At 70.8% G+C, this 25,994-nt stretch carries 24 protein-coding genes; 11 read left to right on the forward strand and 13 right to left on the reverse strand.

The window, feature by feature from the left end; translation table 11 throughout:
- Positions 1-344: 344 nt before the first annotated feature.
- Genes ITJ60_RS05225 through ITJ60_RS05245 form a run of 5 tightly spaced genes read right to left on the reverse strand, consistent with a single transcriptional unit; the run spans position 345 to position 6,024 of the window.
- Positions 345-1,205 carry an ABC transporter permease gene (locus ITJ60_RS05225; RefSeq protein WP_123671284.1) on the reverse strand — a complete coding sequence of 287 codons (861 nt, stop codon included), beginning with the start codon at positions 1,203-1,205 and terminating at the stop codon, positions 345-347.
- Positions 1,202-2,137, reverse strand: a complete 936-nt coding sequence (locus ITJ60_RS05230) for an ABC transporter permease (RefSeq protein ID WP_123339295.1) — start codon at positions 2,135-2,137, stop codon at positions 1,202-1,204. The genes ITJ60_RS05225 and ITJ60_RS05230 overlap by 4 nt, the downstream gene beginning before the upstream one ends.
- On the reverse strand, positions 2,134-3,354 hold the full coding sequence (locus tag ITJ60_RS05235; RefSeq protein WP_214546059.1) for an ABC transporter substrate-binding protein: 1,221 nt from the start codon (positions 3,352-3,354) through the stop codon (positions 2,134-2,136). The genes ITJ60_RS05230 and ITJ60_RS05235 overlap by 4 nt, the downstream gene beginning before the upstream one ends.
- Positions 3,351-4,538 carry an ABC transporter ATP-binding protein gene (locus tag ITJ60_RS05240; protein WP_194647208.1) on the reverse strand — a complete coding sequence of 396 codons (1,188 nt, stop codon included), beginning with the start codon at positions 4,536-4,538 and terminating at the stop codon, positions 3,351-3,353. Before ITJ60_RS05240 ends, ITJ60_RS05235 begins: the two co-directional genes overlap by 4 nt.
- Positions 4,539-4,569: 31 nt before the next feature.
- On the reverse strand, positions 4,570-6,024 hold the full coding sequence (locus ITJ60_RS05245) for an aminobutyraldehyde dehydrogenase (RefSeq protein WP_194647209.1): 1,455 nt from the start codon (positions 6,022-6,024) through the stop codon (positions 4,570-4,572).
- Positions 6,025-6,157: 133 nt separating this feature from the next.
- Here ITJ60_RS05245 and ITJ60_RS05250 point away from each other — a divergent pair, with 133 nt between their 5' ends.
- From ITJ60_RS05250 to ITJ60_RS05265, 4 genes are read left to right on the forward strand one after another with little or no spacing between them, the layout of a single operon-like run.
- Positions 6,158-6,640, forward strand: a complete 483-nt coding sequence (locus ITJ60_RS05250) for an Lrp/AsnC family transcriptional regulator (protein WP_035809531.1) — start codon at positions 6,158-6,160, stop codon at positions 6,638-6,640.
- Positions 6,637-8,079 carry an aspartate aminotransferase family protein gene (locus ITJ60_RS05255; RefSeq protein ID WP_123292906.1) on the forward strand — a complete coding sequence of 481 codons (1,443 nt, stop codon included), beginning with the start codon at positions 6,637-6,639 and terminating at the stop codon, positions 8,077-8,079. The genes ITJ60_RS05250 and ITJ60_RS05255 overlap by 4 nt, the downstream gene beginning before the upstream one ends.
- 2 nt (positions 8,080-8,081) lie before the next feature.
- Entirely contained in the window at positions 8,082-9,446 is a 1,365-nt protein-coding gene (locus tag ITJ60_RS05260) for an NAD(P)/FAD-dependent oxidoreductase (protein ID WP_194647210.1), read from the forward strand.
- Positions 9,446-10,783 (forward strand): flavin monoamine oxidase family protein, encoded by a 1,338-nt coding sequence (locus tag ITJ60_RS05265; protein WP_194647211.1) that lies wholly within the window; start codon positions 9,446-9,448, stop codon positions 10,781-10,783. The genes ITJ60_RS05260 and ITJ60_RS05265 overlap by 1 nt, the downstream gene beginning before the upstream one ends.
- 5 nt (positions 10,784-10,788) lie before the next feature.
- Here ITJ60_RS05265 and ITJ60_RS05270 read toward each other — a convergent pair whose 3' ends face one another.
- Complete coding sequence (locus ITJ60_RS05270; RefSeq protein ID WP_194647212.1) at positions 10,789-11,241, reverse strand: hypothetical protein; 453 nt, start codon at positions 11,239-11,241, stop codon at positions 10,789-10,791.
- 159 nt (positions 11,242-11,400) lie between these two features.
- Between ITJ60_RS05270 and ITJ60_RS05275 the strand changes: the two genes are divergently transcribed.
- Positions 11,401-12,054, forward strand: coding sequence for a hypothetical protein (locus ITJ60_RS05275; protein WP_323749109.1), 654 nt, complete (start codon positions 11,401-11,403; stop codon positions 12,052-12,054).
- On the opposite strand, the gene ITJ60_RS05280 is transcribed toward ITJ60_RS05275, so the two are convergent.
- A complete protein-coding gene (locus tag ITJ60_RS05280) occupies positions 12,047-12,967 on the reverse strand; it encodes an SDR family oxidoreductase (protein ID WP_194647213.1) in 921 nt (306 codons plus the stop codon). The two genes, ITJ60_RS05275 and ITJ60_RS05280, sit on opposite strands and share 8 nt — an antisense overlap.
- Before the next feature lie 124 nt (positions 12,968-13,091).
- Here ITJ60_RS05280 and ITJ60_RS05285 point away from each other — a divergent pair, with 124 nt between their 5' ends.
- A complete protein-coding gene (locus ITJ60_RS05285) occupies positions 13,092-13,934 on the forward strand; it encodes a helix-turn-helix transcriptional regulator (protein WP_194647214.1) in 843 nt (280 codons plus the stop codon).
- An 11-nt stretch (positions 13,935-13,945) separates the two neighbouring features.
- Here the strand turns inward: ITJ60_RS05285 and ITJ60_RS05290 are convergent, their stop codons facing one another.
- Both ITJ60_RS05290 and ITJ60_RS05295 read right to left on the reverse strand, forming a co-directional pair.
- On the reverse strand, positions 13,946-14,764 hold the full coding sequence (locus tag ITJ60_RS05290) for an SDR family oxidoreductase (RefSeq protein WP_194647215.1): 819 nt from the start codon (positions 14,762-14,764) through the stop codon (positions 13,946-13,948).
- A gap of 105 nt (positions 14,765-14,869) precedes the next feature.
- Positions 14,870-15,310, reverse strand: coding sequence for a VOC family protein (locus ITJ60_RS05295; RefSeq protein ID WP_194647216.1), 441 nt, complete (start codon positions 15,308-15,310; stop codon positions 14,870-14,872).
- Between the two features lie 197 nt (positions 15,311-15,507).
- Between ITJ60_RS05295 and ITJ60_RS05300 the strand changes: the two genes are divergently transcribed.
- The 5 genes from ITJ60_RS05300 (at position 15,508) to ITJ60_RS05320 (ending at position 21,363) form a co-directional block, all read left to right on the forward strand.
- A complete protein-coding gene (locus ITJ60_RS05300; protein ID WP_194647217.1) occupies positions 15,508-16,242 on the forward strand; it encodes an Abi family protein in 735 nt (244 codons plus the stop codon).
- 44 nt (positions 16,243-16,286) lie between these two features.
- The gene (locus tag ITJ60_RS05305; protein WP_194647218.1) at positions 16,287-17,321 is read left to right on the forward strand and encodes a nitrilase-related carbon-nitrogen hydrolase; all 1,035 of its coding nucleotides are present in this window, start codon (positions 16,287-16,289) and stop codon (positions 17,319-17,321) included.
- Positions 17,318-18,403: an agmatine deiminase family protein gene (locus ITJ60_RS05310; protein ID WP_194647219.1), complete on the forward strand. Its 1,086-nt coding sequence runs from the start codon at positions 17,318-17,320 to the stop codon at positions 18,401-18,403. Before ITJ60_RS05305 ends, ITJ60_RS05310 begins: the two co-directional genes overlap by 4 nt.
- Positions 18,404-18,563: 160 nt before the next feature.
- Positions 18,564-19,985 (forward strand): APC family permease, encoded by a 1,422-nt coding sequence (locus ITJ60_RS05315; protein ID WP_194647220.1) that lies wholly within the window; start codon positions 18,564-18,566, stop codon positions 19,983-19,985.
- A gap of 19 nt (positions 19,986-20,004) precedes the next feature.
- The gene (locus ITJ60_RS05320) at positions 20,005-21,363 is read left to right on the forward strand and encodes an NAD-dependent succinate-semialdehyde dehydrogenase (RefSeq protein WP_194647221.1); all 1,359 of its coding nucleotides are present in this window, start codon (positions 20,005-20,007) and stop codon (positions 21,361-21,363) included.
- Between the two features lie 84 nt (positions 21,364-21,447).
- On the opposite strand, the gene ITJ60_RS05325 is transcribed toward ITJ60_RS05320, so the two are convergent.
- From ITJ60_RS05325 to gabT, 4 genes are read right to left on the reverse strand one after another with little or no spacing between them, the layout of a single operon-like run.
- The gene (locus tag ITJ60_RS05325) at positions 21,448-21,609 is read right to left on the reverse strand and encodes a hypothetical protein (protein ID WP_194647222.1); all 162 of its coding nucleotides are present in this window, start codon (positions 21,607-21,609) and stop codon (positions 21,448-21,450) included.
- A 36-nt stretch (positions 21,610-21,645) separates the two neighbouring features.
- Complete coding sequence (locus ITJ60_RS05330; RefSeq protein ID WP_194647223.1) at positions 21,646-23,034, reverse strand: flavin monoamine oxidase family protein; 1,389 nt, start codon at positions 23,032-23,034, stop codon at positions 21,646-21,648.
- Entirely contained in the window at positions 23,031-24,563 is a 1,533-nt protein-coding gene (locus ITJ60_RS05335) for an NAD-dependent succinate-semialdehyde dehydrogenase (RefSeq protein WP_194647224.1), read from the reverse strand. Before ITJ60_RS05335 ends, ITJ60_RS05330 begins: the two co-directional genes overlap by 4 nt.
- Positions 24,560-25,921: a 4-aminobutyrate--2-oxoglutarate transaminase gene (gabT, locus tag ITJ60_RS05340; RefSeq protein WP_194647225.1), complete on the reverse strand. Its 1,362-nt coding sequence runs from the start codon at positions 25,919-25,921 to the stop codon at positions 24,560-24,562. The genes ITJ60_RS05335 and gabT overlap by 4 nt, the downstream gene beginning before the upstream one ends.
- Positions 25,922-25,994: the final 73 nt, after the last annotated feature.

Consider the following 25,994-nt stretch of genomic DNA (forward strand, 5'->3'; position numbering starts at 1 on the left):
GTGCGAGGTGGCGCACCGTGCGCACCTCTTCACCCCGTGCGAGGTTCCACGCACCGTGCGCCGCTACAAGCACGCACCAAGCGGCCAACCTCGCACCAGCCCGCGCAACCCGCACCGTGCGGTGGACGCCCTGCACAGGCGGACGGGAGGCACGGCGCCAGCCCGCCACGCGCCTCCCGTCCGCACCGTGCGCACCTCTTCACCCCGTGCGAGGTTCCACGCACCGTGCGCCGCTACAAGCACGCACCATGCGGTCAACCTCGCACCAGCCCGCGCAAGGCGCACCGTGCGTCCCGCGCCAACCCCGCACCAGCCCGCGCAACCCGCACCGTGCGTGCCGGCGCCTACCCCCGCGTCCGCGCCAGCCGCCGGTTGAGCGCACCGTTCAGCAGCGCCACGAGCAACCCCACCGCGAACACGAGCGTCCCGAAGCACAGCACCTGCGGTGGCATCCCGGCCTTCGCGGCACCGTAGACGAACAGGGGGAACGTGACCGCGGGCCCGGCGACGAACGAGGTGATGACGTAGTCGTCGATCGACATCGCGAGCGCCAGCAGCCCGGCCGCGAGCATGCCCGGCGCGAGCAACGGCAGGGTCACGAGCCGGAAGGCCTGGAACGGCGTCGCCCCGAGGTCGCTCGCGGCCTCTTCGAGCACGCGCGACGTGCCGGAGATCCGGGCGCGGAGCACCACCACGACGTACGCGACGTCGAACGCCACGTGGGTGATGAGCACGGTCAGGAACCCGGTGCCGAGCCCCACCGACAGGAAGAACGACAGCGACGCCGAGCCGACCACGATCGAGGGCGCCGCGATGTCCGCGAACACCACGGCGTTCACGGCACCGCGGCCGGGGAACCGGTACCGCTCGAGCGCCAGGGCCAGCGGCAGCCCGATCGCGACCGAGATGATCGCGGCCAGGAACGCGACGACGACCGAGGTGACGAACGCGGCTCCGAGCCCGGACACGTTGACCAGGTTCGCGTACCAGTACGTCGTGAAGCCGTTCCACGCGAACGACAGCCGGTTCGTCGGGGCGTCGTTGAACGAGTACACGATCATGTAGACGATCGGCACGAGCGTGATCGCGATGGTGACCCAGTAGACGATCGCGAGCCACGGCCCGCGGCGGTTCACGCCGTGGCGGTGGACGACGGGCGACGAGGTGGTCACGGTGGACGGACGAGACGGTGCGACGGCGGTCATACGAGGTCCTCGAGGTCGTCGGTGCCGGAGACGCGGGCGTAGATGAACAGGATGATGCCGAGCACGACCATGAGCACGGTCGACAGTGCCGCGGCGACGTTGTACTGCTGGTTGCCGGAGTAGGCGTCCTGGATCGCCTGGCCGATCGTGTAGGTGTTCGTGCCGCCGAGCAGCGCCGAGTTCACCGGGTCGCCGACGCTGTCGATGAACACGAGCAGGACGCCGGCGAAGATGCCCGAGCGGGACAGCGGCAGCGTCGTGTGCCAGAAGGCCCGGAACTTGCCGGCGTACAGGTCGTTGGCGGCCTCGCCGAGTCGTGGGTCGATGCGTTCGAGCGCGGCGTAGATCGGCAGCACCATGAACGCCAGGTCGTTGTAGGCGTCGCCGAAGATCACCGCGCCGCCGGTGCCGAGGATGTGGAAGTCCTTGCCGGCCAGGCCGATCGCTTGCAGGAAGGTGACGACCGGACCCTGCGACGCGAGCACGAACGCCCACATGTCGGTGCGGATGATGAACGACACCAGGAAGCTCACGAACACGAGCATGAGCAGCGGGTTCTTCCACCGCGGGGACACCCGGAAGGCGATGAAGTACGCCACCGGGTACCCGACGATGATGGTCACGACCGTTGCTGCGGCGCCGTACCAGAGGGACCGGAGCAGGAACGTCAGGTAGGGCACCTGCGGGTCGATGAACAGGGAGCCGTAGATCCCCCAGTTCCACGTGAAGGTGTACCCGTCGTCCGGGTTGCCCGACATGAGCGAGACGATGAGCCCGGAAACGAGCGGGATGACGAAGAACACGCAGAGGTAGGCGGTCCCGACCAACGCGAGCAGGAAGGGCGTGCTGCGACGGCGCCCCCGACGGACCGGTGCCGGACCGGCGCCCGGTGTCGGTGCGGCTCCGGGCCCGGCGACCCCGACGGCGGTCACGACTGCACCACCGCGTTGAAGATGCCGTTCCACTCCGAGTACTCGTCGTAGTTCTCGAACACCCGGAACTCGTGCGACCGGTCGAGCACGTCGGAGTCCGGGAACACCAGCGGGCTGTCCGCCACCGTCGCGTCGTCGAGCTCGTCACGGACGTAGGCCTCGGCGCTGGGGACCGGGCAGACGTAGTTCACCCAGTCCTCGACGATGCCCGCGATCTTCGGCGTGTAGTAGAAGTCCATCCACTCGAGGGCGGCCACCGGGTTCGCCGCCTGCCGGGGGATCATGAGGTTGTCGTGCCACATCATCTGGCCCTCCTCCGGCGTGACGAACTTCAGGTCCTCGAACCCGGACTGCTGCGCCTGGAACACGTCGCCGGACCAGGCCTGGGTGATCCAGGTGTCGCCGTTCTCGAGCTTGTTGATGTAGCTCTGGTCGTAGAAGCCGGTCACGCTCGGGCGCAGTTTTCGCAACCAGGCCTGCGCTTTCCGCCAGTCCGCCGGGGTCGACGTCTCCGGGGCGATGCCGTTCGCGAGCAGTCCGAGGGAACCGAGCTCGGTGTTGTCGCTCATCAGCCCGACGCGGCCCGCGAACGCTGGGTCGAGCAGGTCCTGGAACGACGTGATCTCGCGGTCGATGTACTTCGGGTTGTAGGCGATCCCGGTGAACCCGGTCTGCCAGACGACGGAGTGCTTGTTGCCGGGGTCGTACGTCGGGTCCTTCACCGAGTCTCCCGCGTTCGCCGCGAAGTTCGGCAGCCGCGAGTGGTCGAGCTCGCACACGAAGCCGTTCTTGATCATCTGCGTCAGTTCGAACCCGTTGGTCATCACGACCAGGTCGTAGCCGGTGGCACCCTGCGCCCGCAGGATCGGCGAGACGGTCGCGTAGAACGTCGCGTTGTCCTGGATCACCGCCTGGTAGTCGACGCTGATGCCGGTGGCCTTCTGGAACAGCGCGAGCGACTCGGACTTGCCGTGGTCGGAGTCGATGTAGAGCGGCCAGTTCGCGAAGTTCAGGGTCTTGGTCGCCTTCGCGTCCTTCCAGAACGCGGTCCAGTCGACGGCGTTCTCGGCGCCGGAGGCGGCTGAGCCCTTGATGCTGCAGCCCGTGAGCAGCGCCGCGAGCGCGGCGGCTCCTCCGCCGGCGAGCAGGCCGCGTCGGCTGACGCGCGCGGACGTCAGTCCGCGCAGCAGGTCCGGGCCGGGTCCCCCGCCGGTCACGCGAACGATCCTGCCGTGGCGGGTGCGGACTGGAGGCCCGTGGCGGCGTGGGTGGTGACGGCCTGGTCGGACGCGGGGTGCGCCTCCAGGCCGAAACCGTGGTCGACGCCCCACGTGAGCCAGACCTCGGTGCCGGTGGCGATCCGCGGTCCGCCCTTCGAGTTCTGCGCGAAGACCGAGACGCGGCCGGCACCGGGGACGTCCACCAGGTACTGGGTGCTGACCCCGGAGAACGAGACGTCGACCACGCGGCCGGGGCCGAGGATGTTGCGGCCGGCTTCGGGGGTGGGTTCCGAGGTGCGGATCTTGAGCTTCTCGGGACGGACGCCCACGACGACGCTGCCCGAGGTCCGGACGGCGCGGTCGGCCGGGACGGCGATGGTGCCCGCCAGGGTCGCGACCACGAGCAGCGGGCCGTCGGTGCCGCGGACCTCGCCCTCGAGCAGGTTCGACTGACCGAGGAAGTTCGCGACGAACGCGGTCCGGGGCAGTTCGTACAGGTCCTGGGGGCTGCCCATCTGCTCGATCCGGCCGCCGTTCATGACGGCGACCGTGTCGGCCATCGTCATCGCTTCTTCCTGGTCGTGCGTGACGTGCAGGAAGGTGAGCCCGACCTCGGCCTGGATCGTCTTGAGTTCGAGCTGCATCTGGTGGCGGAGCTTCAGGTCCAGCGCGCCGAGCGGCTCGTCGAGCAGGAGCAGGGCCGGCCGGTTGACGATCGCGCGGGCCAGGGCGACGCGTTGCTGCATGCCGCCGGACAGGGAGGCGGGGCGCTTGTCGGCCGAGGCGTCGAGCTCGACCAGGTGCAGGGCCTCGCGCGCCTTCGTCATCGGGTCCGGGATCCGTCGCCGCTTCAGGCCGAACGCGACGTTGTCGAGCACGCTCATGTGCGGGAACAGCGCGTAGTTCTGGAACACCGTGTTGACGGGCCGCTGGTAGGGCTTCGTGTCGGTGACGTCCTCGCCGCCGATCGTGATGGTGCCGCTCGTGGGCTCCTCGAGCCCGGCGACGAGCCGCAATGTCGTGGTCTTGCCGCAGCCGGAGGGGCCGAGCAGGGCGAAGAACAAGCCGGCCGGCACCGTCAGGTCCAGCGCGTCGACCGCGGTGTGCCCGGGGAACGACTTGGTGATCTGCTCGAGCCGGAGATCGGCTCCGGATTCGGCGAACGTGCCGGTCATTGCCATGGTGCCTCCTGCTGCTTCGGAAGGATCGGGGTCAGCCGATGTAGGACATGACGTGCTTGATGCGGGTGTAGTCGTCGAACCCGTACTGGGACAGGTCCTTGCCGTAGCCGGAGTGCTTGAAGCCGCCGTGCGGCATCTCGGCGACGATCGGGATGTGGGTGTTGATCCACACGCACCCGAAGTCCAGGTCACGGGCGAAGCGCATCGCCCGTGAGTGGTCGGTCGTCCACACCGAGCTCGCGAGCCCGTACTCGACGTCGTTCGCGGCGCGCAGTGCTTCGTCCTCGGTCGTGAAGCGCTGCACGGTCTGCACGGGGCCGAAGACCTCTTGCTGCACGATGCGGTCGGTCTGGCGCAGGCCGGACACGATCGTGGCCTGGTGGAAGTAGCCGACGTCGCCCTGCCGCCCGCCGCCGAGCTCGATCGTGGCGTGGTCGGGCAGGGTGTCGACGAAGGACCGGACCTGGGCGAGCTGGTTCGCGTTGTTCACCGGGCCGAAGTACGGGGTGGTCGTGTCGGCGCCGGTGGTCGCGGTCGCACGTGCCGAGGCGGCGAGCGCCGCCACGAACTCGTCGTGGACGCCGTCCTGCACGAGCACCCGGGTGGCGGCGGTGCAGTCCTGCCCGGCGTTGAAGAACCCCGCGGCGACGATGCCGGCGACGGCGGACGGGATGTCGGCGTCGTCGAACACGATCACCGGGGCCTTGCCGCCGAGCTCGAGGTGGGTGCGCTTCAGGTCGCCGGCGGCGGCGCGGGCGACCTCCATGCCGGCGCGGACCGACCCGGTGATGGACACGAGCTGCGGGGTGGGGTGGTCGATCATCGCGGCGCCGGTGGTGCGGTCGCCGACGACGACGTTGAGCACGCCGGGCGGCAGGAACTCGGCGGCGACCTCGGCGAGCAGCAGGGTGGAGAGCGGGGTGGTGTCGCTCGGCTTGAGCACGGTGGTGTTCCCCGCGGCGAGCGCCGGGGCGAACTTCCACACCGCCATGTTGAGCGGGTAGTTCCACGGGGTGACCTGGGCAACGACGCCCATGGGCTCGCGCCGGACGAACGAGGTGTGGTCGGCCATGTACTCGCCGGCGCTGCGGCCCTCGAGGTTGCGGGCGGCTCCGGCGAAGAAGCGGATCTGGTCGACGGACAGCAGGATCTCGTCCTCGACCAGGGTGGCCCGGGGCTTGCCGGTGTCGAGGGACTCGAGGTCGGCGAACTCCGATGCCCGCTGCTCCATGGCGTCCGCGATCCGGAACAGCGCGAGCTGCCGTTCGCCGGGGGTCGTGCGGCGCCAGGTCGCGAAGGCGGTGCTCGCGCTGGTGAAGGCCGCGTCGACGTCGGCAGCCGTGGACACGGGGGACGTGCCGTAGACCTGCTCGGTGGTGGGGTCGACCAGGTCGAACCGGGTGCCCGCGCCCGACTCGACGAACGACCCACCGACGAAGTTGCGCACCTCGTGCGTCGTGGTCACCGTTTCCGTCGTGTCCAGCATGGCGGTGATCCTGACACGGATTCCGGCGGCGCGGAAGACGGATTCGGAGGTTGTGGAGAACCGTAACAACGGAAATCGTCGCGAAACACGGTGTTCACAACGGAATCCCTTGCGCGCTCCGAGCCTCGCTGCCATGCTGTCCGGCATGGCGGCAGCACCACGACGTCCGGGACCGATCGACGACACCTCGAAGCGGATCATCGAACAACTCCAAGCGGACGGCCGCCGTCCGTACGGCGAGATCGGCAAGGCCGTCGGTCTCAGTGAGGCGGCGGTCCGGCAGCGCGTCCAGAAGCTCACCGAGACCGGCGTCATGCAGATCGTCGCGGTCACCGACCCGATGCAGCTCGGCTTCCACCGGCAGGCGATGATCGGCATCCGGGTCAGCGGCGACACCCGAACAGTCGCCGATGCCCTCGAACAGCTGCCGGCGGTCGACTACCTCGTCATGACCGCCGGCAGCTTCGACCTGATGGTCGAGGTCGTCTGCGAGGACGACGACGACCTGATCGAACTGCTCAACGGCACGATCCGGGCCATCCCGGGCGTCGCCGGCACCGAGACCTTCGTCTACCTGCAACTCCGCAAACAGCTCTACGACTGGGGAACGCGATGACCATCTCAGACCAGACGACCGGACAGCCCACGCGGCTCCACTCCTACGACCCGTTCGCCCCGGTCGACGACGCCGACCTGCAGCGGAAGTCCCGGGACCACCTGTGGATGCACTTCGCCCGGCACGGTGCGAACCAAGCCGGTGCCGACGTGCCGATCATGGTGCGCGGCGAGGGCCACCACGTCTACGACAGCCACGGCAAGGGCTACATCGACGGGCTCTCCGGCCTGTTCGTCGTCGCCGCCGGCCACGGTCGGAAGCGCCTGGCCGAGATGGCCGCGAAGCAGGCGGAGACGCTGAGCTTCTTCCCGATCTGGTCCTACGCGCACCCGGCGGCCATCGAGCTCGCCGACCGCCTGGCCGAGCACGCCCCCGGTGATCTCAACAAGGTCTTCTACTCGACGGGCGGCGGCGAAGCGGTGGAGACCGCCTTCAAGCTCGCGAAGTACTACTGGAAGCTCCAGGGCAAGCCCATGAAGCACAAGGTCATCTCGCGCGCGGTCGCCTACCACGGCACCCCGCAGGGTGCCCTGGCGATCACCGGCATCCCGGCGATGAAGCAGATGTTCGAGCCCCTGACGCCCGGTGGCTTCCGGGTGCCGAACACGAACTACTACCGCGCCGAGGAGATGGGCTTCCCGGGCGGCACCGAGGAGCAGTTCGGCTTCTGGGCGGCCGAGCGCATCCGCGAGATGATCGAGTTCGAGGGCCCCGACACCGTCGCGGCGGTGTTCCTCGAACCGGTGCAGAACTCCGGCGGCTGCTTCACCCCGCCGCCCGGGTACTTCCAGCGGGTGCGCGAGATCTGTGACGAGTACGACGTCCTGCTCGTCTCGGACGAGGTGATCTGCGCCTTCGGCCGGATCGGCACCATGTTCGCCTGCGACACCTACGACTTCGTGCCGGACATGATCACGTGCGCGAAGGCGATGACCTCGGGCTACTCCCCCATCGGCGCGACCATCATCAGCGACAAGCTCTTCGAGCCGTTCTCCAAGGGCGACACGACCTTCTACCACGGGTACACGTTCGGCGGGCACCCGGTGTCGGCCGCCGTCGCGATGGAGAACCTCGACATCTTCGAGGAAGAGGGCCTGCTCGCGAACGTGCGGCAGAACGCCCCGCTGTTCAAGGCCGAGCTCGACACCCTGAAGGACCTGCCGATCGTCGGTGACGTCCGCGGTGACGGCTACTTCTACGGCATCGAGCTCGTCAAGGACAAGGCCACCAAGACGACCTTCGACGACGACGAGTCCGAGCGGCTGCTGCGCGGGTTCCTGTCGAAGGCGCTGTTCGACGCCGGCCTGTACTGCCGGGCCGACGACCGTGGCGACCCGGTCGTGCAGCTCGCCCCGCCGTTGACCATCGGGCAGCCGGAGTTCCGCGAGATCACGTCGATCCTGCGGAGCGTCCTGTCCGAGGCCTCGTCGAAGATCTGATCGTGAGCGGCTACCGGGGCGTCTCGTTCTGGCTCGACCAGCTCGCGTCCACCGGACGCGACGACCTGGCGCCCCGGCCGCCGCTCGACGGCGACACGACCGCGGACGTCGCGATCGTCGGCGGTGGACTGACGGGTCTCTGGACCGCCTGGTACCTGCACCAGGCCGACCCGGGCCTCCAGATCGTCGTCCTGGAACGCGAGATCGCCGGGTTCGGCGCCTCCGGTCGCAACGGGGGCTGGTGCTCGGCGCTGTTCCCGCGATCCGCCGAGTCCGTCGCGCGCGAGCACGGCCGCGACGCCGCCCTCGCACTGCGCGCAGCGATGCGCGACACCGTCGACGAGGTCGGCCGCGCAGCGGCCGAAGCCGGGGTCGACTGCGACTACGTGAAGGGCGGCACCGTCCTCTACGCACGGTCCGCCGTGCAGGAACGCGCGGCGCACGACGAGGTCGCCTCGTCGGCCGAGTGGGGCGACGCCATGTCGTGGCGCCCGGCCCGGCCCGGCGACGCCGCCGGATCGGCGGGGGTCGCGTGGACCCCGGACTGTGCGCGGGTGCAGCCCGCAGCACTGGTGCGTGGCCTGGCGGCCGCCTTGGAGGCCCGGGGCGTCCGGATCGCGGAGCACACGCCCGCCTCGTCGTGGGACCACGGGCGTGTGGTCACGTCGCGTGGGACCGTCACGGCCGGCGCGGTCGTCATCGCGGTCGAGGGGTACGGCGCACAGCTCGAACAGACGAAACGGCGGATCCTGCCGCTCTACTCGCTCATGATCGCCACAGCGCCGCTGCCCGCGGCGGTGTGGGACCGCATCGGCCTGGAGCACGGGCAGACGTTCTCCGACTACCGGCACCTGCTCGTGTACGGACAGCGCACGGCGGACGACCGACTGGCGTTCGGCGGACGCGGAGCCCGCTACCACTGGGGGTCCGCGATCACCCCCGGCTACGACCGGGTACCGCGCGTGTTCGAGCACCTGCGGCGGTCCCTGGTGGAGTTGTTCCCAGCCGTCGCCGACGCCCCGATCACCCACACGTGGGGCGGCCCGCTCGGCGTGCCGCGCGACTGGTGCGCGTCCGTCACCTGGGACGGGCACGTCGGCACCGCCGGCGGCTACGTCGGTGACGGACTCTCCACGACGAACCTGGCCGGGCGGACGCTCGCCGACCTCGTGCGCGGGGTCGCGTCGCCGCTCACCGCGCTGCCGTGGGTGAACCACCGCTCACCCGACTGGGAGCCCGAGCCACTCCGGTTCCTCGGGGCGAACGCCGGGCTCGTGGCGACCGACCTGGCCGACCGCGAAGAAGCCCTGACCGGGCGGCCGAGCCTGGCGGCGCGGCTGATGGCACCGTTGACCGGAGGCCACTGATGGTTGCACTCGATGCCGACGTCGTCGTGGTGGGGGCCGGGGTCGCCGGGCTCGCCGCTGCCCGGGCGCTCGCCCTCGACGGCCAGCGGGTCGTCGTGCTCGAGGCCCGCGACCGGATCGGCGGCCGAACCTGGACCGACACCGCGCTCGGCGTGCCCGTGGACCTCGGCGCCTCGTGGATCCACGGTGTCGACGGCAACCCGCTCTGGGCCCTGGCTCCCCGCTTCGGCATCGAGACCGTGGAGTTCACCGTCGGGAGCTTCCAGTTCGACGGCCGGCCGATCGCGTGGCACGGCCCCTCCGGCGCACCGCTGTCCGCTGCGGAGGCGTCGGCGTTCGTCGCGGACCTGCACACCGTCGACGCCGCCCTGGACACCGTCGTCGCACACGCTCCACCGCCCTCGACGTACGCGGCCGCCGTCGACACGGTGCTGCGGTCCCTGCAGTGGCAGGGCGACCGGGCCGCGCGGGTCCGCGAGTACATGGCCCACCGCTCCGAGGACCTCTGCGGCGCACCCGTGACGGTCCTCGACGCCCGCGGCCTCGAAGAGGAACACGTCCCCGGCGACGAGGTGGTGTTCCCGCGCGGCTACGCCCAGTACGCCGCCGCCCTGGCCGAGGGGCTCGACGTCCGGCTGTCCGCGGTCGTGCGGTCGGTGACGCAGTCCGCGACGGGTGTCGTGGTCGGACTCGCCGACGGTTCGTCGGTCACGGCGGACGACGTCGTCGTGACCGTGCCGCTCGGGGTGCTGCAGGCCGGCGACGTGACGTTCGACCCACCGCTCGCCGAGGCGGTCACCGGTGCGATGGGCCGGCTCGGGATGGGGGTCTACGACAAGGTGTTCCTGCGGTTCCCGGAGCGGTTCTGGGGTGATTCGTGGGTGGTCCGCCAGCAGGGGTCGGCCGGCGTCGACTGGCACTCCTGGTACGACATGTCCCGTGTGACCGGAGCGCCGGTACTGGCCGCACTGGTCGGCGGGACCGGGGCCCGGCGCCTCGAGACCCTGCCGGACGCCATGATCGTGGAAGAGGGCATCGGCGGCCTGCGGCGGATGTTCGGCCCGTCGGTCCCCGAACCCGAGGCGTTCCGGATCACCCGGTGGGCCGACGACCCGTTCGCACGCGGCTCCTACTCGTACCTGCACGTCGGGGCGTCACCGGACGACCACGACCTGCTCGGAGCGCCGTCCGGCCGGGTGCAACTCGCTGGCGAGGCCACGTGGGGCGACGACCCGGCGACCGTGCACGGCGCGCTGCTGTCCGGACTGCGGGCGGCCGGGCGGTTGCTCGGCTCCGAGGTCGACCCGCTCGTGCTCGCGACGCCCGTCGGCGGCTGATCCGCTCAGTCGAACGCCGGGGTGTCGACCGAGCACGTCACGGGTTGCCCCGCGGCCGCGGTCTCCGTGGCGATCTCGCGCTTGCCGTCGAGCAGGATCCGGCACGTCGCCGTCGCACCCCGCGCCGGGGTCGCCCGGACCGAGGCACGTTGCTCGGCGAGGACGATCGACTCGTGCTCCCAGGTGCCCGTCTCCTGCGTGCCCGTCTTCTGGGTGCCCGTCTCCTGCGTGCCGAGCCGGTGCACCTCGGGGGCGTCGCCGCGCTGCTCGGCACCCTCGACGCGGACGTCGGACAGTTCCGACCCGGCCGGCCCGTCGACCTGCACCTGGTACGTGACCGCCCAGGCGTCGCCCGTCTGCTGCTGGATGAAGGAGCAGCCGGTCGCGGTGAGGGCCAGGCCCCCGGCGAGCACGGCGGCGGCCACGAGACGGACGGGGCGGTGGATGCGTTCGGTCATGGCTCCAGCCTCGACCGGTGGCGATCCGGTGTCGTCCGCCGCTCGGTGCGCCGTCGTGCACCTCCGGGGCGACCCGGTGTCCGTCGAGCGGTGGACACGACGGACCGACGCGCCGCCGCGGGTCACCTCCGCGCGCAGCCGGTGCGCGACACTCACACCGTGACCCCGACCAGGACCCGCCCCCGCCACGAGCACCGCGCGCCGGTGGCGATCGCCGTCCTGGTGAACCTCGGGCTCAGCCTGTTCCTGCCGAGCGAGGTGCTGTTCTTCCCGTCGTGGGTGGTCCCGGTGCTCGGCGTCCTGCTGCTGATCCCGCTCGTTGTCTTCAACCCGCGACGGCTGACCCGCGAGACGACCTGGTCGCGGTGGGTGTCCTTCTCGTTGGCGATCCTGCTCACCGTCGCGAACCAGCTGACCGTGGTCCGGACGATCGAGCTGCTCCTCGGTGGCCACGCGGACGGCGGTGCCGTGCTGCTCACCGCCCTGCAGGTGTGGGTGAGCACGATCATCGCGTTCGGGCTCGTGTACTGGGAGCTCGACCGGGGCGGGCCGGTGGCTCGTCGTCGTCCCGAGCTGTGGACGAGTGACGAGGCCGACTTCCAGTTCCCCCAGGAGACCGACCCGAAGACCGCCGCGTGGCGTCCGGTCTACCTCGACTACCTCTACGTCGCGATGACGAACATGGTGGCGTTCAGCCCGACCGACACCATGCCGATGACCGTGCGCGCGAAGATGATCATGGCCTACCAGGCACTCGGCGGGTTCATCCTGCTGGCCCTGGTCATCTCGCGCGCGGTCAACATCATCAGCTGACCAGCGCCTCGGACGCGTCCCAGAGCCGTGCTGCGTCCTCCGTCCGGAGCATCGGAGCCCACGGTGCCCGACGTCCGGCCGTGCCCCCGAGCTGTCCGATGCCGGTCGGCCCGGCGAACCCGCCGTCGAGGTCCGGAGCCGTCGCAGCGAGCAACGCCGGCCCCGCTGCCGTGGCCGGCGTCCCCACGAGGAGCCCGCGCGCCGACAGCCACCGGATCACCCGGACCTGCGGGGTGTCGCCGCCGCGGCCGATCTCCGGGCGGGCGGCGAGCAGGCTCGTCGGGGCGACGCCCGGGTGACTGACCGCACTCGTGACACCCCACCCTCTGGAGCGGCTCCTCCGACCGAGTTCGAGGGCGAAGAGGGCGCACGCGAGCTTCGACTGCGCGTACGCCCGCATGCCGTCGTAGTCCCGCTCGGACTGCAGGTCGTCCCAACGGATCGACGCACGCCGCGCCGCCACGCTCGTCTGCATCACGACCCGGCCGCTCGCTGCTCGGAGCAGGGGCAGCACTCCGCCGACGAGCGCCACGTGGCCGAGGTGGTTCGTGCCGAACTGCAGCTCGAAGCCGTCCTCCGTGGTCCCGCGTTCCGGCGGGGTCATCACGCCGGCGTTCCCCACGAACACGTCGATCGGCGTTCCGTCGGCCCGCAACCGGTCACCGAGCGCCCCGATCGAGGTGAGCGAGGACAGGTCGAGGTCCTCGAGCACGACCGACGCCGCCGGGTGCCGCTCGCTGATCCGGGCCGCCGCCGTCGCCCCCTTGCCGCGGTTCCGCACGGGCATGACGACCTCGGCTCCGGCTCCGGCGAACCGGGCGGCGATCTCCAGCCCGATGCCGTCGCTCGCGCCGGTCACCAGGACCCTCCGACCCGTGAGGTCCGGGAGGGGCAGCTGCTCGGTCCGTGCCATGGTTCGCCTCTTTCGTCGTGGACGCCGGGGACGACGCTCACGACGATCGTCCCCGCCCTCCGCCTCCGCAACCACGGCCTGATGATCCGTGGATACGCCGTCGTGTCCGGGAGAAGATGGGGCCGTGATCGACCGAGCATCCCTGGCGGACTTCCTCCGCGGGCGTCGCGCTGCACTCCAGCCCGAGGACGTCGGCCTCGCGCGCGGGCAACGGCGCCGCACGACCGGACTGCGCCGCGAGGAAGCGGCCCTGCTGAGCAACATGTCCGTCGACTACTACGCGCGGTTGGAGCGAGAGCGCGGCCCGCAGCCGTCCGACCAGATGCTCGCGTCCATCGCGCAGGGACTGCGGCTCACGATCGCGGAGCGCGACCACCTCTTCCGCCTCGCCGGACACGAGCCACCAGCGGCCGCCTCCGGAGGGGACCACGTCAGCCCGGGGATGATGCGCATCTTCGACCGGCTCGCCGACAGCCCCGCCGAGATCGTCACCGAGCTGGGCGAGACACTGCAACAGACGCCGCTCGCCGTCGAGCTGACCGGTGACGCGCGCGGCCGCCGAGGCGACGACCGGAGCATCGGCTACCGGTGGTTCGCCGACCCCGGGTCCCGCGACGTGCACCCGGTCGAGGACCACGCGTTCCTGTCCCGGATGTACGCCTCGGGGCTCCGGGGCGTCCTCGCACGCCGAGGCCCCGGTTCCCGAGCAGCGCGCCTGGCCGACCACCTGCTCGGGACGAGTGCGGAGTTCCGCGACGTCTGGGCACGTCACGAGGTCGGCGTGCGACCCCGTGACGTGAAGCGGTACCGCCACCCGGAGGTCGGCCTGCTCACGCTGCAGTGTCAGGTGCTGAACGACCCCGAGAGTTCCCAGACGCTGCTGGTCCACACCGCGGAGCCCGGCAGCGAGAGCGCGGAGCGGCTCCGGCTGCTGTCCGTGATCGGCGCGACGAGCACGCGGCGCTGACCGCCGGGCCGTCAAGAGCCGTGTGCCTCCTCCGACACCGGCTGCCACTCGCGCCAGGTCGCCAGGCGGGACTCGTAGTCCTGCTCGGCGATGCCGAGCGGCGCCTTGCCGAAGAAGACGCGCAGGGGCGGCTGCTCGGCGTCGACGACCTTCAGGATCGCCGAGCGGGTCGCCTCGGGCTTGCCGGGGTCGGCGGCCGACGGGCGCTTCGACGCGGCTTCGCGGACGTCGGCGTACGCGGCGATCTGGTCGCTCTTCTTCGACGACGGCCCGGACCAGTCGGTCGAGAAGCCGCCCGGCTCGATGAGCGTCACGTGGATGCCGAAGCCGGCGACCTCCTGCGACAGGGACTGCGACAGCCCCTCGAGCGCCCACTTCGATGCGTGGTAGGCGCCGACCGTCGGGAACGCGCTGATCCCGCCGATGCTCGACACCTGGATGACGTGCCCGGAGCCCTGCTCGCGCATGATCGGCAGCGCGGCCTGGGTCACCCAGAGCGCACCGAACAGGTTCGTCTCGAGCTGGGCGCGGACCTCGTCCTCGGTGAGTTCCTCGACCATGCCGAAGTGGCCGTAGCCGGCGTTGTTCACGACGACGTCGAGTGAGCCGAAGCGCTCCGCCGCACGCTGCACGGCCGCGAAGTCCGCGGCACGGTCGGTCACGTCGAGCTGCAGTCCGAGGAACGTGTCCGGGTACTGGTCGACGAGTGCCTGCACGTCGTCGGTGTTGCGGGCCGTGCCGGCGACGGAGTCTCCACGTTCGAGCGCGGCTTCCGCCCACTCGCGGCCGAAGCCCTTCGACGCTCCGGTGATGAACCAGGTCTTGCTCATGCTGTCTCCTCCTGAGATCTGACGCGATCAGGCAACGCTCCGCGCCCCAGTGCCACCTGGAGGTCCGGGTGACGGACGCGGCAAGCGGACACCGGCGCACCGTGCTCAGGGCCGCGGTGCCGCGAACTCCAGGTTGACGTCGTCGGGGTCCTGCACGGACAGGATCACCAGGCCGAACGGCGGCAGGTCGGTGACGTCGCCGTGTTCGATGCCGGCGGCGTCCAGTCGCTCGACGGCGGCGTGCAGGTCGTCGACGGACCCGACGCGGAACGACACGTGGTCGAGGCCGACTCGGTCGGGATCGAACCGGTCCTTGGCTGGGGCGACCGGTCGCAGGCCGAGCGTCTGCCCGCCGAAGGTGAACGAGCACCCGCCGTAGGTCCGCCACGGGTCGTCGTGGATCGTCGGGTCGTCGATCTGGTCGCTGAAGTCGCTGCCGGGCGGCATGCCGAACAGCTGCTCGTAGAAGGCCTTGCTGCGGCGGATGTCGGTGACCGTGAGGCGCACGTGCGAGAAGCCGAGCGGCGTGACGATGGGTTCGCTCATCACCCCACCCAACTCGTGAACGATCATCGCCATCGCAAGGTGGATTCCCACAACGCCGCCGGACTCCTAGCGTTGCGAGATGCATGCTGATGACGAGCCCCGGGTCCGCCACCGGACGAACAGAAAACCCCCCGCTGAGCGGGGGGTTTTCGAGGTAAGCACGTCAGTCCAAGCCTGACGCTCGTGAACACAACGCTATGACCTCAGCGCAGCTCAGTCAACCGGACACCCTCGAACGTCTCGTCAGCCCCGCGCGGCTCGCGACCTACCTCGACGCCGCGGACGGTGACCGGTGCCGTGCCGTCGATCTGTACCTGTGGGCCGCGCACCTGGCCGGCGCACTCCACGGACAGATCACCTTCGTCGAGATAGCTGTGCGGAACGCGATCGACATCGAGCTGTCCGCCTGGAGCGTCAAGAGTGGAGGCATTCCGGAGTGGTCCTCGGCCGGCGTCACTGTCGACCCTCTGTACTCGCTGCTCCGGCGGCAGCTCGTGGACGCTCGCAACCGAGCCGCCCAGGAGATGGCGGAACGACCATCGAGCCACCCGAGATGCGGTACGCCGCCCAGCCACGACGACGTCGTGGCGCAACTGATGTTCGGATCGTGGGTCAAGCTGGTCCGCCCGGTCTCCCGATCGGAGTCACCAGTACGCCAGCAACGACTCTGGCGGTCCGCGATCAGCGCAGCCTTCCCCGGGGCGGACGCCGACGACGCCAGCCGGGAACGAATCGGCAGCCAACTCGAGATGCTGCGTCGGCTGAGAAACCGCGTCGCGCACCACGACAACCTCCTCCGGGTCGATGTCGGACATCGCTTCAACGGCATGCTCTCGCTGCTCGCCAAACTCGATCCCAGCTTCCCGGCGCTTGCAGCGGCACGGAGCTCGCTCCGGCAGCTGATCAAGGACGACCCGCGGCGGGATTGGTGAAAGCGGACCTTGCACTCATTGACCATGCGATCAACAATGGCGGGATGGACGTCCTCATCGCTCCCCTGCACCCGTCTCCACTGCACCAGGACACCGGCACCCCCCGCCGCTCGACCCGCGTCGCCCTCGTGCAGGTGCGTTGGCTCGCGGACCCCGCTGCCCACCGCGCACAACTCGCCGACGGCATCGCCACCGCCGCGGCCAACGGCGCCGCGGCGGTGTTCCTGCCCGAGCTCACCCTGCGCCGCTACCCCGGCGACACCCCGGCCAGTGGTGTCCCGAAGGACCTCGCCGAGTCACTCGAGGACGGCCCGACGGTCACCTTCGCCCGCGCACAGGCGATCGAGCACGGGGTCTTCGTGCACGCGTCGCTGTACGAGCGACCTGCCGACGACGACCAGCCCGACGACCCCCGCGGCTACAACACCGCCGTCCTCGTCGCCCCCGACGGCACCCTGGTCGGCCGGACCCGCAAGACCCACATCCCGATCAGCGCCGGCTACCACGAGGACACGTACTTCCGCGCAGGGACGGACGACGACGCCTTCCCGGTGTACGAGCCGGCGGGACTCGGCGCACGCCTCGGGTTACCGACCTGCTGGGACGAGTGGTTCCCCGAGGTGGCCCGGTCCTACGGCCTCGCCGGGTCCGAGGTCCTGGTCTACCCGACGGCGATCGGCTCCGAACCGACCTTCCCGGACTTCGACACCGCCCCGATCTGGCGGCAGGTCATCGTCGCGAACGGCATCACCGCCGGCCAGTTCATGGTCGTCCCGAACCGCTGGGGCGACGAGGGCGACATCACGTTCTACGGGTCGTCGTTCATCTCGGACCCGTTCGGCCGCGTCCTCGCCGAGGCACCGCGTGACGCCGACGCGGTGCTCGTGGCGGACCTCGACCTCGAGGCCCGGACGGAGTGGCTCCGACTGTTCCCCTTCTACGTGACCCGTCGCCCGGACCTCTACGCGGGGCTCGTCGCCCCGGTCGACGAGGACCGCCACGCGTACGGCGCACGCGACGCGATCGACGCGGCCATCGGGGTGGCGGCGACCGACGCCGGACCGGAGGTGCGCGCATGACGTGGGTGATGCCTCCCGAGACGGCTCCGCAGGAACGCACCTGGATGGCGTTCCCGCGCCCCGGCCTGACGCTCGGTGACGACGCGGCGAGCGCCGAGGCGGGGCGACGGACGTGGGCGACCACCGCCAACACGATCAGCGAGCACCAGCCCGTCACGATCGTCGTTGACCCCGTCGCGCGAGCCGACGCCCGTCGCCTGCTGTCGACCGCGGTCGAGGTGCTCGAGGCGCCTCTGGACGACTTCTGGATGCGCGACATCGGGCCGACGTTCGTCGTCGACGACGTGACTGGCGACCTCGGCGCCGTGGACTGGGTCTTCAACGGCTGGGGCGCGAACTCCTGGTCGACGTGGACCCGCGACGCCGAGGTCGCCGCCATGGTCGCGGCCGCCGCCGGTGCACGGCGGATCCCGTCGCTGCTCGTGAACGAGGGCGGCGCGATCCACGTCGACGGCACGGGCACGGTCCTGGTGACGGAGACCGTGCAGCTCGATCCGCGACGGAACCCGTACGCCGACCGCGAGCGCGTCGAACTCGAGCTTGCCCGGACGATCGGCGCGACGGACGTGGTCTGGCTGCCCCGCGGCCTGACCCGTGACTACGACGGGTTCGGGACCCGGGGCCACGTCGACATGGTCGCGACGTTCGCGGGCGCGTCGAGTGACACCAGTGACACCAGCGCCACCAGTGACACCAGCGCCACCAGTGACACCAGCGCCACCACGACGTCCCGCACCGTCCTGCTGCACGCGCAGCCCGACGCCGGCCACCCGGACCACCTGGTGATGCCGCAGATCCGTCGGGCGCTCGAGCAGGCCACGGACGCGACCATCGTCGAACTGCCGGCCCCGTCGACCCTGACCGACGACGACGGCCCGGTCGACTGGAACTACGTCAACCACGTTGTGCTGAACGGCGCCGTGATCGCCTGCGCGTTCGGTGACGCCGTCGCCGACGACCGCGCCCGCGGCATCCTCGCCGACGTGTACCCGGGTCGTCAGGTGCGTTCGATCGACGCTCGTCCGGTCTTCGCGCGCGGCGGCGGCCTGCACTGCATCACGCAGCAACAGCCGGCGGTCTGATCCATCGCCGCGGTGTACAGCGACTGCCCGACGTCTGTACACCGCGGCCGGTCCACCGAGCACTCGCACATCGGTATGTTGCTCCGAACCAGTCCGGGCGACGCTGCCCAGCCCAGCTCCGGCGCTGCCCACCCCCGACCCAGCAGGGAAGTCAACGCACATGGCATCACCGACCGCGGTCCCCGCACCGACAGCACCGGCAACGCCTGCGCGCGGCGGTTCCCTGAAGCGGAGCCTCGGACTCTGGGCGATCGTCGGCCTGGGCCTCGGCTACATGACCCCGACGGTGGTGTTCGACACCTTCGGCATCGTCTCCGGGCAGACGGACGGCGCCGTGCCGAGCGCGTACCTGATCGCGCTGGTCATCATGGCCCTGACGGCGATCAGCTACGGGAAGATGGTCCGGGTCTACCCGGCGGCCGGCTCGGCCTACACGTACGTGCGGGAGTCGATGCACCCGAACCTCGGGTTCATGGTCGGTTGGGCGTCCCTGCTCGACTACCTGTTGCTGCCCATGGTGAACGCCCTGATCATCCGGCTCTACCTGGAGCAGGTGTTCCCGGCGCTGCCGTCGTGGGTGACGGTCGTCATCTACACGGTGTTCGTGACGACGGTGATCTGCCTGTCGATGCGCGGCACGTCGAACCTCAACATGGTGCTGCTCATCGGCGCGATCCTGGCGATGATCGCGTTCGTGGTCTTCACCGTCATCGAACTCGTCCACGGTGCCGGCGCCGGCACGATCGCGAGCACCGAGCCGTTCGTGCACGACGGTGTGACGATGTCCGCCCTGCTCACCGGTGCGACGGTGGTCTGCTTCTCGTTCATCGGCTTCGACGCCGTGACGATGTACACGGAAGAGGCGAAGTCGATCCGGATCATGCCGAAGGCGATCATGTTGACGGTGCTGCTCGGCGGCGCGATCTTCCTGGTGTCCGCGTACTTCGCCCAGCTGCGGTTCCCGACGAACACCCCGTTCGGCGAGTTCACCGACGACCCGCTCCCCCAGATCGGCCTGCTCGTCGGTGGCCCGGTGTTCCAGGCGGTCCTGGTGTCGGCCGGCTTCGTCGCCGCGTTGGCGTCGGGGCTCGCCTCGCACGCGAGCGTCGCCCGCATGCTCATGGTGATGGGTCGGAACAACGTCCTGCCGAAGCGGGTGTTCGGCTACGTCAACCCGCGCACGCACACCCCGGTGTTCAACGTCGTCTTCGTCGGGGCGGTCACGCTGCTCGCGATGAGCTTCTCGCTCGACACCATCTCGTCGTACATCAACTTCGGCGCGCTCGTCGCCTTCACCTTCGTCAACGCGAGCGTCATCGTGCACTTCGCCGTCCGGCAGGGCCGCCGCCACACCGCGGGTGACCGGTGGAAGTACATCGTCCTGCCCGGCCTCGCGATGGTCCTGACGGGCGTGCTCTGGTCGCAGCTCCACGCCGACGCACTGATCGCAGGAGGAGTGTGGGCCGCGATCGGCTTCGCCTACCTGCTCGTCATCACGAAGGGCTTCCGGGTGCTGCCGAAGAGCTTCGACGAGAACCAGCCGGTCACCGGCGTGAACAAGCAGCTGACCGACCAGGCCTGACCCACCACGAGAGGACGCCATGTACGCCGTCACCGACCCCACCACGGGCACGACCCTCGAGACGTTCCCGACCATCACCGACGACGAGCTCCGGGCGGCGATCGCTGTCGCGGACCGCGCCCACCGCGAGCGCACCAGCAGCGTCGCCGACCGCGCGGCCCTGCTCCACCGCGTCGCGGACCTGTACCGGGAGCGTCACGCCGACCTCGCCGCCACGATCGTGCGCGAGATGGCGAAGCCGATCGACCAGGCCGAGGGTGAGGTGGACTTCTGCGCCGACATCTACGACTACTACGCGGACCACGCCGAGGAGTTCCTCGCCGACCAGCCGATCACCCTGGCCGACGGCTCCGAGGGCAGCGCCTTCATCCGGAAGTCATCGATCGGCGTGCTGCTCGGCATCATGCCGTGGAACTTCCCCGCCTACCAGATCGCCCGGTTCGCCGGTCCGAACCTGCTCATCGGCAACACGGTCCTGCTCAAGCACGCCCCGCAGTGCCCCGAGTCGGCCCTGGCGATCGAGCGGATCTTCCACGACGCCGGGTTCCCCGAGGGCGCGTACACGAACGTCTTCGCGACGAACGACCAGGCCGCCGACGTCATCGCCGACCCACGCGTGCAGGGGGTCTCGCTGACCGGGTCCGCCCGCGCCGGTGCCGCCGTTGCCGAGATCGCCGGCCGGAACCTCACGAAGGTCGTGCTCGAGCTCGGTGGGTCGGACCCCTTCATCGTGCTGTCCACCGACGACCTCGACTCCGTCGTCGAGTCGGCCGTCACCACCCGCCTCGAGGGCAACGGGCAGGTCTGCAACGCCCCGAAGCGCTTCCTGGTGGTGGACGACCTGTACGACGACTTCCTGGCGAAGTTCACGACGGCCATGTCGGCGGTCTCGCCGACCGACCCGTCCGTGCCCGGCGCCGAGCTCGGGCCGCTGTCGTCCCCGACCGCCGCGGACCGGCTGCAGGAGCAGCTCGCGTCCGCCGTCGCGCAGGGTGCGACGGTCGTCACGGGCGGCGACCGCCGGGGCCACGCCTTCGTGCCGACGATCCTGACCGACGTCACGCCGGACAACGACGCGTACCGCGAGGAGTTCTTCGGCCCCGTCGCCGCCGTGTACCGGGTCGCCGACGAGGACGCCGCCGTCGCACTCGCCAACGACACCCCGTACGGCCTCGGCTCGTACCTGTTCACGACCGACGCCGACCAGGCGCTCCGCGTCGCGGACCGGCTCGAGGCCGGCATGGTCTACGTCAACATCGTCGGCGCGGACAGCCCCGAACTGCCGTTCGGCGGCGTCAAGGCGAGCGGCTTCGGCCGCGAGCTCGGCCCCCTGGGGGCCGACGAGTTCGTCAACAAGAAGCTGATCCGCATCGGCTGACGGACGCTCTTGACCCGGCTCCACGACGGACGGGAGGCACGGTGCCAGCTGGCACCGTGCCTCCCGTCCGCTCGTCGGTCGCCGCTACTGCTGCGGGTCGGCGGGCTCGCCGCCGGAGTCCGTGTCGCTGTCCTGCTCCGGGTCCTTCGTCGCGTCGCCCGAGGGCGACCCGTCGGGCAGGTCCTCGGTGTACTGCGCTTCGGCCTCGCTGGGGTCGCTGGATCCGTTCGCCGTCGTGTCGCTCATGGCCCGGACGCTACGCGCGGTCGGCGCTGCACCCGTTCAGACGGACGAGGCGGCAGCGCCGGAGCCGACGGTGACCGGGGTGACGGCCAGGATCTCGTCGGCGACCTCGCGCCCGATCCGCACCGCACCGTCGACGTGCTGGTACCCCTGCCCGGCCAGGTCGCTCGACGCGAACCGGATCGGACCGACGGCTGCACGCTGGTCGGCGCCGTAGCGGACGAGCCCGCCGAGGTCGAAGCTCGCCGCGTAGGCGCCGCGGGTCCACTCCTCGGTGCCCCAGTCGCTCTCGTAGTAGACGACCGGGCGCAGGGCCTCGTCGCCGTAGTAGTGGGCGAGCGAACCGAGCACCCGGGCCTTCCGTTCCTCCGCCGACAGCGTGAACAGGTCGTCGGCGTGCTGGTCGGAGACGAACCCGACCAACGTGCCCTGCTCGGAGCCGTGCTCGGTGTTGTCGTACGCCTCGTGCACGACCTCGTAGGGGCTGAACGCGGTGCCCGAGAGCCCGGCGCCGCGCCAGAACGGCCGGTCGTAGACGGCGTGCACCTTGATGACGAAGCCCATCGACAGGTGCTGGTGCAGCTGGTGCTGGCGACGGGGCAGCGGCGGCTCGTACGAGATCCGTGAGTACAGGGGCGGCGGCACGGCGACGAGCGCCTGCCGGGCGTGGACCTCGAGGCCGCCGTCGGCGAACGCGACGACCCCGTCGTCGGTCCAGCGCAGGGTGCGCACCGGCGCGTTCAGGTGCACGGCGTCACCGAGGCGCTCCGCGAGTCGTTCCGACACCTGCTGCATGCCGCCGACGACGCGCTTGTCCAGGATGAAGTCGGCGTCGACCAGGTTCGTGAAGCTCCCGGCAGAGGCGGCCATCAGCAGGGCCTGCAGTGCCGAGAACGCGTGTGCCGGCTTCGTGAGCATGGCGCCCGCGATGAACAGTTCGACGTTGTCGGTGGCGACGCGGTCGTCGCTCAGCGTGTGGAGCCAGGCGCGGAAGGAGACCTCGTCGAGTGCCGCCGCGTGCGGGGACTCCCACGGACGCGCGGGGTCGACCGCTGCGACGTACTCGTCGACGAGCGTCACGAGTCGCTCGATCTCGTTCGCCGTCGCCTCGGGCAGCGGGAAGATGTCGCCGGTGTACTCGGTGCGGGTGCCCTCGGCGTCGACGTAGACGCTGGAGCCCTCGCGGTACCGGTCGTACGTGTCGAGCCCGAGTTCGTCGAGGGTCTCGAGCAGCGCGGTCTGGTCGGGCGAGACCCACTGGCCACCGATCTCGAGCGTGACGCCGTCGATGTCGTTCGTCCAGGTGCGGCCGCCCACGCGGTCGCGCGCCTCGAGAACCGTGACGGTCAGTCCCGCGGCGCGCAGGCGGTTCGCGGCGGTCAGGCCGGTGACACCGGCTCCGATGACGACGACGTCGCTCTCGATCATCGTGCTGCTCCTTCGGTGGTGGTGCTCCGGAACGGGTCCGGGGTCAGCGTGTACATGGTCTCGAGGTACTCGGCGATGCCCTCGCCGCCGCCCTCGCGGCCGAGGCCGGACTGCTTCACCCCGCCGAACGGGGCCGACGCGTTCGAGACGACCCCGGTGTTGAGTCCGAGCATGCCGGTCTCGAGCCGCTCCGTCAGACGCTGCCCGCGGGCGGGGTCCTCGGTGAACGCGTAGCCGACCAGACCGTACTCGGTGTCGTTGGCGGCGGCCACGGCCTCGTCCTCGGTCCGGAAGGTCCGGATCGCCAGCACCGGCCCGAAGATCTCGTCGCGCAGCAGGTCGCTGCCGGGCTGCACGTCGGTCAGGACCGTGGGCGCGTAGAAGGTGCCGGGGCCGTCGACCGGGTGTCCGCCGGTGCGGAGCGTGGCGCCGCGGTCGAGCGCATCGGTGACCAGGCGGTGCGCCTTGTCGACGGCGCGGTCGTCGATGAGGGGTCCGATGGCGACGCCGTCCTCCGTGCCGCGTCCGACCCGCATGGCCTCGACGCGTGCGGTGACCCGGCGCGTGAACTCGTCGACGACGTCCTCGTGCACCAGGAACCGGTTCGCGGCGGTGCACGCCTGCCCGGTGTTCCGGAACTTGGCGGCGAGCGCGCCCTCCACGGCCAGGTCGAGGTCGGCGTCGGCGAACACCAGGAACGGGGCGTTGCCGCCGAGCTCCATGCTGGTGCGGAGCACGTTCTGCGCCGCCTGGGCGAGCAGCGTGCGTCCGACCGGCGTCGAGCCCGTGAAGGACAGCTTCCGGAGCCGGGGGTCGGCGATCACCGGCCCGGAGACGTCGGCGGCCCGTGTGGTCGGGACCACGTTGACCACCCCGGCGGGCAGACCGACCTCGCGCAGCAGGTCGACGAACAGCAGGGTCGTGAGCGGCGTCAGTTCGGCCGGCTTCACGACGACCGTGCACCCGGCGGCGAGCGCCGGTGCGATCTTCCGGGTCGCCATCGCCAGCGGGAAGTTCCACGGTGTGATGAGGAACGCAGGGCCGACGGGCTTGTGGGAGACGGTGGCACGGCCGGTGCCCTCCGGGTTGGTGCCGTACGAGCCGCCGATCCGGACCGCTTCCTCCGAGAACCAGCGCAGGAACTCCCCGCCGTACGCGACCTCGCCGCGGGCCTCGGCGAGCGGCTTGCCCATCTCGAGCGTCATGAGCAGCGCGAACTCCTCGCGTCGTTCCTGCAGCAGGTCGAACGCGCGGCGGAGCAGCTCGGCGCGGTGCCGCGGCGGTGTGCTCGCCCAGCCCGTCTTGGCGGCTTCCGCGGCGTCGAGGGCGCGGACACCGTCTTCGGGGGTTGCGTCTGCGATGTCGAGCAGCGTCTCGCCGGTGGCGGGGTCGACGACGGCGAAGGTCCGGCCGTCGGCCGACGACTGCCAGGTGCCGTCGACCAGGAGGCCCGTGGGGACGCGGGCGAGCAGCTCGCGTTCGGCGTCGGTGCGGTCGGCCGCAGGGGCGGTGGTGGTGCCGGTGGTCATGCTGTTGCGAGTCCTTCCAGGACGACGTCGAGTCCCTCGTTGAGCAGGGCGTCGTCGATCGACAGTGGGGGCAGGAACCGGACGACGTTGCCGTACGTGCCGGCGGTCAGCGCGATGACGCCGTGCTCGAACGCCGACCGCACCACCTTCCCGGTCAGTGCTGCGTCCGGTTCGCCGGTCGCGGGGTCCACGAGTTCCATCGCGACCATCGCGCCGCGTCCGCGGACGTCACCGATCCGCGGGTCGGTCGTCTGCGCGGCACGGAGTCGTCCGAGCAGCACCTCACCGATCTCGCGGGCTCGGTCGATCAGCCCGTCGTGCTCGAACGCGTCGATCGCGGCGAGGGCGGCGGCGCAGGCGATCGGGTTGCCGCCGTAGGTGCCGCCGAGCCCGCCGACGTGCGCGGAGTCCATGATCTCGGCGCGCCCGGTCACGGCGGACAGGGGCAGACCGCCGGCCATGCCCTTCGCGGTCGTGACGACGTCCGGCACGATCCCCTCGTGCTCGCTCGCGAACATCGACCCGGTGCGCGCGAAGCCGGTCTGCACCTCGTCGGCGATGAGCACGACGCCGTTCGCCGTGGTCCACTCGGACAGGGCGGCGAGGAACCCGGGCGCGGGGACGACGAAGCCGCCCTCCCCCTGGATCGGTTCGATGAGCAGCGCAGCGGTGTTCGCCGCGCCGACCTGCTTCTCGATCTGGCTGATCGCGCGCTTCGCCGCCTCGGGCCCGGAGAGGCCGTCGTGGAACGGGTAGGACATCGGCATCCGGTAGACCTCGGGCGCGAACGGGCCGAAGCCGTCCTTGTAGGGCTGGTTCTTCGCGGTGAGCGCCATCGTGAGGTTCGTGCGGCCGTGGTACGCGTGGTCGAACACCACGACGGCCTGCCGACCGGTGTGCTTGCGCGCGATCTTCACGGCGTTCTCGACGGCCTCGGCGCCGGAGTTGAACAGCGCCGTGCGCTTCTCGTGGTCACCGGGGGTCAGCCGGTTGAGTGCCTCGGCGACCGCGACGTACCCGTCGTAGGCGGCGATCGTGAAGCACGTGTGGGTGAAGGCAGCGACCTGCTCGGTGACCGCGGCGACGACGGCGGGGTGCGCGTTGCCGACGCTGGTCACGGCGATCCCGGACCCCATGTCGACGAACGAGTTGTCGTCCGCGTCCACGACGACCCCGCCACCGGCCGCGACGACGGCGATCGGCACGGCGACCCCGACCCCGGCAGCGACGGCTCCGGCCTTCCGCGCCATGAGCTCGCGTGACCGGGGGCCGGGGACGGCCGTGACGAGCCGTCGTTCCTGGGGCAGCGAGGGGCCGCCGGTGGGCGCACTGATCGAGGGTGCTGCGGTGGAGGACATGCGGCGATGGTAGGAGCCTGCGGCGACCCCGGTGGCTGTCCACCGTGTACATCGAGCACCGGTCGGATCGCCC

It is taken from the genome of Curtobacterium sp. VKM Ac-2884 (assembly GCF_015350945.1).
Lineage (GTDB): Bacteria > Actinomycetota > Actinomycetes > Actinomycetales > Microbacteriaceae > Curtobacterium.